This window comes from Salinibacillus kushneri, assembly GCF_900111405.1.
Taxonomy (GTDB): Bacteria; Bacillota; Bacilli; order Bacillales; family Alkalibacillaceae; genus Salinibacillus; species Salinibacillus kushneri.
In genome coordinates this window covers 39,861-51,597 of the sequence record NZ_FOHJ01000003.1, presented here as the reverse complement: position 1 = coordinate 51,597, position 11,737 = coordinate 39,861, and the positions used below count along the sequence as shown (strand labels likewise).

The window sequence follows — 11,737 nt, the reverse complement described above, 5'->3', positions numbered from 1 at the left end:
ACGTTACTTAAATAAAAAGATGGGCTACTTCTATTCTATCATTTCTTTTTTGGAATTTTAATTGTTAATTGGTAGTAATCGTCTAATTCTTCTTCGTCTGTTTCAAGCTCTATTCCTGTATCATTGACCATGTGAATGGACTGTCTAAGTGTGTTCATAGCAATCCGAATGTCCTTACTAACACCTTTCACTCGAGGCTTTGCTTTTTTCTTTGGTTTTGGGTTTTTTATTTGGTCAATTCGTGCTTCGGTTTGCTTTACATTTAAATCTTTTTCTACTATTTCTTTTAGTAGTTTTTCCTGTAGTTCTGGCTCTTCTAAACCTATTAAAGCCCGTGCATGACGTTCAGTGATTTGTTTATTTAACACAGCCGCCTGGACATCTTCAGGTAGTTTTAACAGTCTTAGTTTATTTGCAATCGTCGACTGACTTTTTCCTAAACGTTGGGCGAGAGCCTCTTGTGTCAAACCATGCATCTCCAGTAATTGAGCATAGGCAAGAGCTTCTTCTATAACGGTAAGCTCTTCTCTTTGCAAATTTTCAATAAGGGCAACTGATGCTGTTTCAGTATCTGTCATATTTTTAACGATTGCCGGTATATGTCCCCAATTCAGATATTGAGCTGCCCTCCAGCGTCTTTCACCAGCTATCAACTCATATTTAACCTGATCGTCTTCAGTTTTTCTAATAACAATAGGTTGAATCATTCCATGAGTACGAATGGTTTGTGCTAGTTCCTCAATACGCTCTTGACTAAAAGTGGACCTGGGTTGATACTGGTTTGGCTGAATTTCATCAACAGGTATTTGTACAACTTCCTCCTGATGGTCTTGTCCCTTTTTGCCCGTATCTTGTTTTTCACCCACTCCAAAGAATCGATTTAATGGATGCATCCCCTTACACCACCTCTTTCATAACACTACCTGACTACTATATTTCTTGAATAATTGCTTATAATCCTGCCGATGTTTCACGTGAAACATTAAGCCAAAATCTATTATTATATTTTCTATTAGTCCCTGGCCTATGTACAAAAATAGGAAAAACGCACCCCTATATAATGGGAGCGTCCAAGCCAATAATTACATTTTATCATAATATAAAGATAAATACAGAAAATCATCGAAATTATATAATTGGATTTTTATTAGGCGTTCCCGGTTTTCGGGGAAAACGTTTAGGTGTTGTCGTTATTTTAGCTATTTCAGCAATATATCGCTTACTGTCTTCCTCTGGCAATTGAAAACCGTGAATGTGTTTCCATTCTCCTCCCAGTTGCTGTACAGCCTTGCCTGCTTCTTTTTCTTCTTCTTGAAATTGAGCACCTTTCATAGCTAAAAATGTCCCGCCTACTTTCACAAGTGGAAGACATAACTCACTTAAAACAGACATTCTGGCTACTGCCCTTGCCGTCACAACATCAAATTGTTCACGAAATTCTTTGTTTTTTCCAAAGGTCTCAGCGCGGTCATGATAAAAAGATACATGATCAAATTCTAACGCTTCAGCCAACTCATTTAGAAAAGTTATCCGCTTCTTTAACGAATCTACGATAGTGACATGCAGGTGTGGAAAAGCAATTTTTAACGGCAGGGACGGAAAACCTGCCCCTGCACCTACATCACATATTTTTAAAGGCTTTTCAAAATCAAAATGAAATGCAGCAGAAAGTGAATCAAAAAAGTGCTTTAAATACACCTCTTCTTCATCTGTAATGGATGTTAGATTCATTTTTTGATTCCACTTGATTAGCATTTGATAATATTGATCAAATTGTTGTATTTGTTTTTGACTAAGTTCAATGCCATTTTCTGACAAAAGCTGTTGAAAGGTGTGTTTATCCATACGAAAATACCCCTCTTATTCATTTGAAACGCGAGCGATTTTCCCCTGTTCGATATAAACCAAAAGAACGGAAATATCAGAAGGATTCACTCCGGAAATTCTAGAAGCCTGACCTACAGATAGCGGGCGGACTTTTTTTAGTTTTTCCCTCGCTTCGGTTGCTAAGCCCTGTATCGCATCATAATCGATTTGATCAGGAATTGTCTTATTATCCATCTTTTTCATTTTCTCAACTTTTTGTTTTGATTTTTCAATGTAGCCTTCATATTTAATTTGGATTTCTACTTGTTCTTCGACTTCTATTGGTAACTCATTTTCAGGTTCACTGACATTTTTGATTAATGAATACGTTATTTCAGGACGTTTTAACAAATCTGCGGCACTAACTGCTTCTTTAAGTTCACTTGCCCCGGAATCACGTAATACTTGTTGAACAGCTGTCTCTGGTTTAATGATCTTTTTACGAAGTCGTTTCTTTTCTTCTTCGACCTGTCGTTTCTTCTCAATGAAATTTTGATAGCGCTCATCTGAGACCAGACCCATTTGATATCCTATTTCAGTCAATCTCATATCAGCATTGTCGTGACGTAATAACAAACGATATTCAGCACGTGAAGTGAGTAAACGATATGGTTCATTTGTTCCTTTTGTCACTAAATCATCAATAAGTACACCAATATAAGCTTGTGAACGATCTAAAATCAAGGTTTCCTTATCCAGGGCCTTTGCGGCAGCATTAATGCCTGCCATAATTCCTTGTGCAGCAGCTTCTTCATAGCCTGAAGTTCCATTAATTTGACCAGCAGTAAATAAGTTTTCAATTTTCTTTGTTTCTAATGTTGGCCATAATTGGGTAGGCACAATCGAATCATATTCAATAGCATAGCCTGCTCGCATGATTTCAGCATTTTCTAATCCTGGAATGGTTTCTAACATTTGCTTTTGTACATCTTCAGGAAGTGAGGTTGATAGACCTTGAACATACACCTCATCTGTATTTCTTCCTTCTGGTTCAAGGAAAATTTGATGTCTTGGCTTGTCATGGAAACGAACAATTTTATCCTCAATGGATGGACAATAGCGAGGCCCTGTACCCTTCACCGCTCCAGAGTACATGGCAGACCTTCCTAAGTTATCGTCAATGATTCGATGAGTAAATTCACCTGTATACGTTAACCAGCAAGGTAGTTGATCAGTAATAAACTCGGTTGTTTCATAAGAGAATGATCTTGGTTCATCATCACCAGGCTGGATTTCCGTTTTGGAATAATCCACAGTATGACTGTTTACTCGCGGTGGTGTTCCTGTCTTAAAACGTACTAAATCTAATCCCAGCTCCTCTAACTGTTCGGATAATGTGATTGTTGGTCGTTGGTTGTTCGGACCACTCTCATAAGATATATCGCCAATTAATACTTTCCCCCGCATAAAGGTACCTGTGGTTACGATCACATTCTTAGCATAATAAACGGCCTTTGTTTCGGTAACAACTCCTTTACAAACGCCATCCTCTACTAATAATCGTTCAACCATACCTTGTCGAAGAGTTAAATTTTCCTGACCTTCAAGGGTTTTTTTCATTTCTGATTGATATAAAACCTTATCTGCTTGAGCTCTTAGTGCTCTTACAGCAGGACCTTTACTTGTATTAAGGAGTCGCATCTGGATATGCGTTTTATCAATGTTTTTTCCCATTTGTCCACCAAGAGCATCAATTTCCCTTACAACAACACCTTTTGCTGGTCCACCAATTGATGGATTACACGGCATAAAAGCAATTAAATCTAAATTCAACGTTAACATTAATGTGTTGGCGCCTCGTTTGGCTGCAGCAAGACCTGCTTCTACTCCGGCGTGACCAGCACCAATGACTATGACATCATAATGTCCTGCATCATACATGTTTAGTCCGCTCCTTAATTTCTTTTATTTCCCTAAACAAAATTGTGAAAATAATTGATCAATTAAGCTGTCATGAACAGTATCCCCAATTATTTCACCTAATATCTCCCATGTTCTCGTTACATCGATTTGAACAACATCAATGGGGAGGCCTGCTTCCATACCTTCCATTGCTTCTCCAAGGGTTTTCTTCGCATCCTTTAATAACTGTACATGTCTTGCATTTGAAACATATGTTAAATCAGCGTTATTTAAATCTCCTTCAAAGAAGAGATTTGCTATTTCTGACTCCAATTGTTCAATTCCTTGTTCTTGAAGAATAGAGGTTTCAATAATGGAAGCATCCTCAGCTACTTCCTTCACTTTTTCTATATCCAATTTATGCGGAAGATCGGTTTTGTTAATAATAACCAGTACATCCATACCACTTGCTGCTTCAAATAACCGTCTATCTTCTTCTGTAAACTCATCCCCGTAGTTTAAAACAAGTAAAACTAAATCCGCTTCCTTTAAAACTTGACGGGAGCGTTCTACACCAATTTTTTCAACGATGTCTTCTGTTTCACGAATACCAGCTGTATCAACCAAACGTAAAGGAATTCCTCTCACATTAACATATTCCTCAATAACGTCCCTGGTTGTACCCGGGACCTCCGTAACAATCGCTTTATTTTCCTGTGCTAATGCATTTAGTAAGGATGACTTTCCAACATTCGGCCGACCAATAATCGCGGTTGCAATGCCTTCACGCAAAATTTTCCCTTGTTTTGCTGTTTGAATCAGTTGTTCAATCTGGTCATAAACCTTTTGTGACTTTTCTATTAGTAGACGATTTGTCATCTCTTCAACATCATCATATTCCGGATAATCTATGTTCACTTCAACATGGGCCACAGTCTCTAAAAGCTCTTGTCTCAAAGAGCGGATAAGTTTAGATAATCGGCCATCCATTTGCTTAAGGGCAATATTCATAGCCCGATCTGTTTTGGCTCGAATTAAATCCATCACGGCTTCTGCCTGAGACAAGTCGATACGACCATTTAAAAAGGCTCGCTTCGTGAATTCACCAGGTTCGGCCAGCCTTGCTCCATTTGATAAAACCAATTCTAAAACACGATTGACAGACACTAAACCTCCGTGGCAATTAATTTCAACAATATCTTCTCGTGTGAAGGTTTTAGGTGCTCTCATCACTGTTACCATAGATTCCTCAACAACCTCATCGGTTTCAGGATCAATTAACTTGCCATAGTTTATCGTATGGGAGGTGACCTCTTGAAGGTTTTTCCCGTTAAATACCTGATCAGCAATGGATATAGCCTCATCTCCACTCAAACGAACGATGGAAATTGCACCTTCACCCACTGGGGTTGAAATCGCTGCTATCGTTTCTGAATCCATTATTTCACCCCCTATTTTAAAAATATATATCAATAAATGAAAGGTTATTTCTTAATTCACTAACTTATTAGGTTATCATAAACAAGCAACTATTGAAAAATATACGCTTCCAAAAAGGAACTACACAAGTATTCCTATTTTGCTCAATCACTTTTGCTCCCATACAAACCAATCATCAAATAAAACACCTTCTTTTATGAATGAAGCTAACAATAAAAGAAGGTGTTTTATAAAGTCTCCTTTTAGTCAAGGCTCTGTTAAACATAGGATGTTGGTTTCCTATCCAGTGTACTCAATTATCGCGGAAAGTCAGCGAATCTCCTCGGCATACGCCTGCGAGTTCTCCCGTATACCGCTCTTCCCAGGAGTATCGCATACTTCCGCTTCAATTAATCTGGGAGAAAATCAACAATAAGCTTTAACATAGCTTTAGTCAAAAAAAAAAGATTTATGACTAAAAAGAAGCAAAACAAAAAGATAGTTATACGAGCTGTTTGTTATGTAGCTAATAGGTTTAATACCCTTAGCCACTTTAGAAACTGTTACTGGTCATTTCTCAGGCTTAATGACTACCCGGCGGTTAGGCTCAACACCATCAGAAAAGGTAGAGATATCTGTATTATTCTGCAGGGCTGTGTGGATGACTTTGCGTTCATATGATGGCATAGGTTCTAAAAATACTTCCCTTTGAAGACGAATTGCTTTTTTGGCCAGACGTTCTGCTAACTGTTTTAACGTCTCATTACGTCTATCTCTGTATCCTTCAGCATCTACTATAACAGCCTTATATTGATCTGAATTCCGATTTACTACGAGCTGAGTCAAATATTGCAGAGCATTTAAGGTTTGCCCTCTTTTACCAATGAGCATGGCAATTTTATCGCCAGTAAGATTGTAACGAATTTCTTTATCGTTTTCCTCTGTTTCAATGTCAACTGTATTGCCCATTTGTTTGGCTATTTCACGAAGGTATTCATCACCCTCCTGAGATTGATTAGGAGGCAACATAACTTTCACAATAGCAGGTTTTGAGCCAAAAACGCCAAAAATGCCTTTCTTTCCTTCATCTATGATCTCTACTTTAATTTGATCTTCTGACGCATCCAATTGACCTAAAGCAGTTTGAATAGCCTCTTCCACCGTTTGACCTGTAACAGTTACTTGTTTCACTTTTTCGCTCCCCCATTGTTTTCTTTCTTCTTATATGGACGATGTATCAATAAGGTTTGTCCAACCATAAAGATATTTCCCACTACCCAATATAAAGCAAGTGCTGATGGGAAAAACGCAGCAAAGACACCAATCATAATTGGCATAACATAAAGCATCATTTGCATTTGTGGGTTTTGTCCTGCCGTTGCATTACTTGCCATCATTAATTTTTGTTGTAAAAATGTGGCTCCTGCTGCAATCAAAGGTAAAATATAATATGGGTCAGGACTACCCAGTTCAAACCATAGGAATGTACCATCTTTTAGTATTTCCGAACGATAAATGGCGTGATAGAAAGCAATAAGAATAGGCATTTGAACAATAATCGGCAGACAGCCTGCCATCGGGTTTACGCCATGTTTTTGAAACAGACTCATCGTTTCCTGTTGAAGCTTTTGCTGGGTTGATGCATCCTTAGAGCTGTATTTCTCTCTTAACTTCTGCAACTCCGGTTGAATTTCCTGCATAGCTTTTGAAGACTTTAACTGTTTAACATTTAATGGTACTAAGATTAAACGAATCAGGATGGTTACAATAATAATCCCAATCCCGTGACTTCCGTTAAAAAAGTCAGATACATATACAATTAATTGATGCAATGGCCATACAAAATAATTTGCCCAAATTCCTTCTGTATCTTTAGTTATCGGTGTGTTGACATCCATACAACCTGATAGGAGGACAATCATTCCTAACAAAGCTGTAATCAACAGTATTTTCTTTCTCAAGCACCTTTCCTCCTTAAATACGAAACTCATTTAATATCCTATGTATAAACTATATTCTATTCTATCATTGTTACCATTCTCATTCTATATAAAAATTGGCTTATTCATTTTGTGAGCAGATTGGACTTTTTCAGTACATGGGATAAACTTTTTTTTACCTGAAAAAAATCTAAATCTCTAGCAGGATACCTAGCAATAATCACATAGTCATAGTCATGCTTTATTTCCGCTTCTAATTCTAATAAAGCTTGTCTGATATATCGTTTGACCTGGTTTCTTAAAACAGCATTTCCTAAGCGCTTTCCTACAGATAGTCCTACTCTAAAATGATTTTGCTGTGGTTTATGATAATAATAAAGAACAAACTGACGATTTGCAAAGGATTTCCCCTTTTTAAAAACGGTTTGAAAATCTTTGTTTTTTTTAATTCGATAAGCTTTTTTCATCCCCTATTCACTCCAACACACTAAAAGACATAATGCTATTATTACCAAATAAACCAATTCAAATAACCTTATTATCAGTCACAAACTTATAAACAGAATTCGTTTTCGCCTTTAACGTGAAAAAAGACCACTGATGGAATTCAGTGGCCTATGCGGATAAATTCTTTCTTCCTTTACGACGACGACGAGCTAAAACTTTACGGCCATTTTTAGAGCTCATACGTGCTCTAAAACCGTGAACTTTATTACGTTTACGTTTTTTAGGTTGATACGTACGTTTCATTATATATACACCTCCTGAGGAAAGTTGTATTCATTTAAATAGGACGATTACTCCTTCCGTAATCCCCAACACCTTTCCATACCCAACAAATAGGCACTAAAGGCGTAAGACAATCCAATTCATTATATAAAAACATAACAACAACTGTCAATAGTTATAAAAGCTGAAGGGCTATATTCCACCTTGATCTTCTAAAAACAGTTTTATGCAAAACTCATATCCGTATCATAAACTCAAACCTTCAAGAATAGTGATTCTTCCTCTATTTTAGTGATTACCCTATAAGTATCCTGCCACTAAAATGTTCAAACGTTAGTAGCCTCATATACCAAAAATAAATTTTACTGCATTAATGAACTATATCCCCATGTGAATAACTAGATTAGTCCAGTTTTTCACTTATCCACAGTTATTGTTAATCTTTTTATAACTGAATTTTTTCTATCCACAACAAAAATCGACAATTTATACACAAAATCTAGTGCTGTGAATAACAATTATCTACAAGAAATTGAATTTGTGGATAACTATTTATATTCCATTGAAACATAAGGTTTTATTTGGTATTATATTTGTGTTTAACTAGTTTATAAATCGATGTGTATTTTACTTTTTCCACAGACTGTGGATAATGTGTGGACATTTATGCACACCTTTGTTTATGAAGTTATAAACAATAATGTGGATAATGTCGACAATTGTCTTTTTTATTGATTTAATATAAATCTTTTATCCACAATCAGCTGCTTGCTTTTTTATGTTTTTTTATGCTTTTATCCTTATTTTATGCCTGTGTTCCGGATTTATGATGATTTCTCCTCAAATGAAAAGAGGTGATTATTTTGGAGAATATTGAAGAATTGTGGGCTAAAACTTTAGAGAATATTGAAGAAAAAATTAGTAAACCAAGCTTTGACACATGGCTGAAATCTACGGAGGCCAAGTCAATTGATAATGAAACGATTGTTATTGCAGCTCCCAATGAGTTCGCTCGTGATTGGCTTGAAAATAGCTATTCAAAGCTTATTTCAAATACGCTGCTAGAAGTCACAGGAAGTCAACTGAATCCAAAATTTGTAATTCCTGAAAAAGAAAAAACAGAAACCGAAACAAAAAAGCCTGTAAAACCAGCACCAAACATTTCAGGATCCTCGAATCAATCGACAAAGACCATGTTAAATTCCAAATACACTTTTGATACCTTTGTCATTGGTTCCGGGAATCGCTTTGCACATGCTGCATCCTTAGCAGTAGCCGAAGCACCAGCCAAAGCTTATAACCCTCTTTTTATTTATGGAGGTGTAGGATTAGGTAAAACCCACTTAATGCATGCGATTGGACATTATGTAATTGAGCATAATCCTCAGGCTAAAGTACTTTATCTATCATCTGAAAAATTCACAAATGAGTTTATTAATTCCATTCGTGATAACAAAGCTGTAGATTTCCGCAATAAATATCGTAGTGTGGATATTCTCTTAATTGACGACATCCAGTTTTTGGCAGGGAAAGAGTCAACACAAGAAGAGTTCTTCCACACATTTAATTCTTTACACGAAGATAATAAACAAATTGTTATATCCAGTGATCGTCCACCAAAGGAAATACCGACACTAGAAGATCGTCTGCGATCACGCTTTGAATGGGGATTGATTACGGATATCACTCCTCCAGATTTAGAAACAAGGATTGCTATTTTACGCAAAAAAGCAAAAGCTGAAGGCCTTGATATACCTAATGAAGTAATGCTTTATATAGCGAATCAGATAGATACAAATATTCGTGAATTAGAAGGTGCACTTATACGAGTCGTTGCCTATTCATCATTAATTAATCAGGATATAGATGCTTCTGTAGCAGCTGATGCCTTAAAGGATATTATTCCTAGCTCAAAACCTAAGCAAATAACGATTCAAAGCATTCAGGAAACCGTTGGAGAATACTATAATGTGAAATTAGAGGATTTCGCTGCTAAAAAACGTACGAAGTCTATTGCCTTCCCTAGACAGATTGCTATGTACTTAGCTCGGGAAATGACTGATTATTCCCTTCCAAAAATCGGTGAGGAATTTGGAGGACGTGATCACACGACTGTTATTCACGCTCATGAAAAAATTGCTAAAATGATTGCAGATGATAAACAATTACATCGAGATATAGATGAATTAAAAGAAAAAGTAAAACAAAGCTAGCAGTGAATAGTGTGAATAACTGATACACATTTATACACAGTCTATCCACATGTGGATAGACTTTATTTGCTCAAAATAAAACGATTTATCCACATATTCACAAGCACTATTATTATTACTTCTGTATTTTTATAAAAAATAATAATATATATGTCTCTTAGGAGGAATTTTTGAAAATGAAATTTAACATCCAGCGTAATCAGTTAATGGAAAGTGTTCAGGATGTCATGAAAGCTATTTCTTCTAAAACAGCCATTCCTATTTTAAGTGGAATGAAAATTGAAGTAACAGAAGAAGGAGTTACCCTTACAGGAAGTGACTCAGATATTTCAATAGAATCCTTTATACCGAAAGAAGAAGATGGAATCGTCTATATTGATGGAATTGAACCAGGAAGCATAGTACTTCAAGCTAAGTATTTTCCGGATATTGTAAAAAAACTTCCTGATCAAACAGTTGAAATGAAATCAGACGATCAATTTAATGTCACCATAAAATCAGGTCATGCAGAATTTAATTTAAATGGACAAGATGCTGAAGAGTATCCACAGCTCCCTAAGTTAAAAACAGAAAATAGTTTTGAAATATCAGTAGATTTATTAAAAGATCTTATCCGCCAAACCGTGTTTGCTGTCTCAACATCCGAAACAAGACCGATTCTTACAGGTGTAAATATGTCTATTAAAGATGACAAGCTGCACTTTGTGGCGACAGATAGTCATCGATTAGCTTCAAGAAATATCCCAATCAAAGATATACAAGAACAACATATTTCAAACGTGATTATTCCTGGAAAAAGTTTGAATGAGTTAAATAAAATTCTGGCTGATACACAAGAAAAAATAGAGATAAGCGTAACAGACAATCAAATTTTATTCCGTACAGAGCACTTATATTTTCTATCCAGACTTTTAGATGGTAATTACCCAGAAACTTCACGATTAATTCCGGAACAAAGTAAAACGAATATTGTCATTGATTCAAAAGAATTACTACATTCTATTGATCGTGCAAGTCTGTTAGCTAAAGAAAGCCGGAATAATGTTGTAAGACTGGTTACAAAAGAAAATGAAACACTTGAGATTTCCAGTAATTCACCGGAGGTTGGAAAAGTTCAGGAAGAAGTTAAAGCTGATTCGATAGATGGAGAGGAATTAAAAATATCATTTAGTGCAAAATATTTGATGGATGCTCTTAAAGTAATTAACTCTGAAAAAGTTGTGATTTCCTTTACAGGGGCGATGCGTCCATTCATTATAAATCCAATCGAAAATTCTGATGAAATTTTACAGCTTATTTTACCTGTTAGAACTTATTAAACGGCTGCGGCTGAAATAGAAATAGACTATGCAAAATAACCTTTAAAAAGGTAATGCACAAATTTATTACATCAAATTTAAAATGAAGCAAGGGAAATCCCCTTGCTTTTATGTTATCATGAAGTAATAGGGAGTATTATGAATGCACGGAGGATAAGGTGATAAGATATGAGCGAACCGATTGAAATTTCTACTGATACAATCACATTAGGACAGTTTCTAAAACTTGCAAATGTCATTGAATCAGGTGGAATGGCGAAATGGTTTTTACATGAATTTAATGTGTTTGTAAATGGTGATCAGGAAACCAGAAGAGGAAAAAAACTGCAAATAGGTGATGTGGTTGAGGTTGAAGGGATTGGCTCTTTCGAAGTTACATCTGAATGAACATTCCTTTGATGAAAAAAGG

11 protein-coding genes are annotated in these 11,737 nt (G+C 36.0%); 3 read left to right on the top strand and 8 right to left on the bottom strand.

Annotation, left to right across the window (positions count from 1 at the left end; genetic code table 11):
- Positions 1–38 precede the first annotated feature (38 nt).
- The 8 genes from noc to rpmH all read right to left on the bottom strand — a co-directional run bounded on the left by noc (position 39) and on the right by rpmH (position 7,817).
- Positions 39–893, bottom strand: coding sequence for a nucleoid occlusion protein (gene noc, locus BMX63_RS05045; RefSeq protein WP_093132614.1), 855 nt, complete (start codon positions 891–893; stop codon positions 39–41).
- Between the two features lie 235 nt (positions 894–1,128).
- The gene (gene rsmG, locus BMX63_RS05040; protein WP_093132612.1) at positions 1,129–1,845 is read right to left on the bottom strand and encodes a 16S rRNA (guanine(527)-N(7))-methyltransferase RsmG; all 717 of its coding nucleotides are present in this window, start codon (positions 1,843–1,845) and stop codon (positions 1,129–1,131) included.
- Positions 1,846–1,860: 15 nt separating this feature from the next.
- Complete coding sequence (gene mnmG / locus BMX63_RS05035; RefSeq protein WP_093132611.1) at positions 1,861–3,747, bottom strand: tRNA uridine-5-carboxymethylaminomethyl(34) synthesis enzyme MnmG; 1,887 nt, start codon at positions 3,745–3,747, stop codon at positions 1,861–1,863.
- Between the two features lie 24 nt (positions 3,748–3,771).
- Positions 3,772–5,148: a tRNA uridine-5-carboxymethylaminomethyl(34) synthesis GTPase MnmE gene (gene mnmE / locus BMX63_RS05030; RefSeq protein ID WP_093132609.1), complete on the bottom strand. Its 1,377-nt coding sequence runs from the start codon at positions 5,146–5,148 to the stop codon at positions 3,772–3,774.
- Positions 5,149–5,697: 549 nt separating this feature from the next.
- Positions 5,698–6,318 carry an RNA-binding cell elongation regulator Jag/EloR gene (gene jag / locus BMX63_RS05025; protein WP_093132607.1) on the bottom strand — a complete coding sequence of 207 codons (621 nt, stop codon included), beginning with the start codon at positions 6,316–6,318 and terminating at the stop codon, positions 5,698–5,700.
- The gene (gene spoIIIJ / locus BMX63_RS05020) at positions 6,315–7,088 is read right to left on the bottom strand and encodes a YidC family membrane integrase SpoIIIJ (protein WP_093132605.1); all 774 of its coding nucleotides are present in this window, start codon (positions 7,086–7,088) and stop codon (positions 6,315–6,317) included. Before spoIIIJ ends, jag begins: the two co-directional genes overlap by 4 nt.
- Positions 7,089–7,192: 104 nt before the next feature.
- Entirely contained in the window at positions 7,193–7,534 is a 342-nt protein-coding gene (gene rnpA / locus BMX63_RS05015) for a ribonuclease P protein component (RefSeq protein ID WP_093132603.1), read from the bottom strand.
- Between the two features lie 148 nt (positions 7,535–7,682).
- Positions 7,683–7,817: a 50S ribosomal protein L34 gene (gene rpmH / locus BMX63_RS05010; protein ID WP_044164521.1), complete on the bottom strand. Its 135-nt coding sequence runs from the start codon at positions 7,815–7,817 to the stop codon at positions 7,683–7,685.
- 842 nt (positions 7,818–8,659) lie between these two features.
- On the opposite strand from rpmH, the gene dnaA reads away from it, so the two are divergent.
- From dnaA to yaaA, 3 genes are all read left to right on the top strand, one after another.
- Positions 8,660–10,009 (top strand): chromosomal replication initiator protein DnaA, encoded by a 1,350-nt coding sequence (gene dnaA, locus BMX63_RS05005; protein WP_093132601.1) that lies wholly within the window; start codon positions 8,660–8,662, stop codon positions 10,007–10,009.
- Positions 10,010–10,185: 176 nt separating this feature from the next.
- A complete protein-coding gene (gene dnaN, locus BMX63_RS05000; protein ID WP_093132598.1) occupies positions 10,186–11,328 on the top strand; it encodes a DNA polymerase III subunit beta in 1,143 nt (380 codons plus the stop codon).
- A gap of 168 nt (positions 11,329–11,496) precedes the next feature.
- Positions 11,497–11,715: a S4 domain-containing protein YaaA gene (yaaA, locus tag BMX63_RS04995; RefSeq protein ID WP_093132596.1), complete on the top strand. Its 219-nt coding sequence runs from the start codon at positions 11,497–11,499 to the stop codon at positions 11,713–11,715.
- The last annotated feature ends 22 nt before the right edge of the window (positions 11,716–11,737 follow it).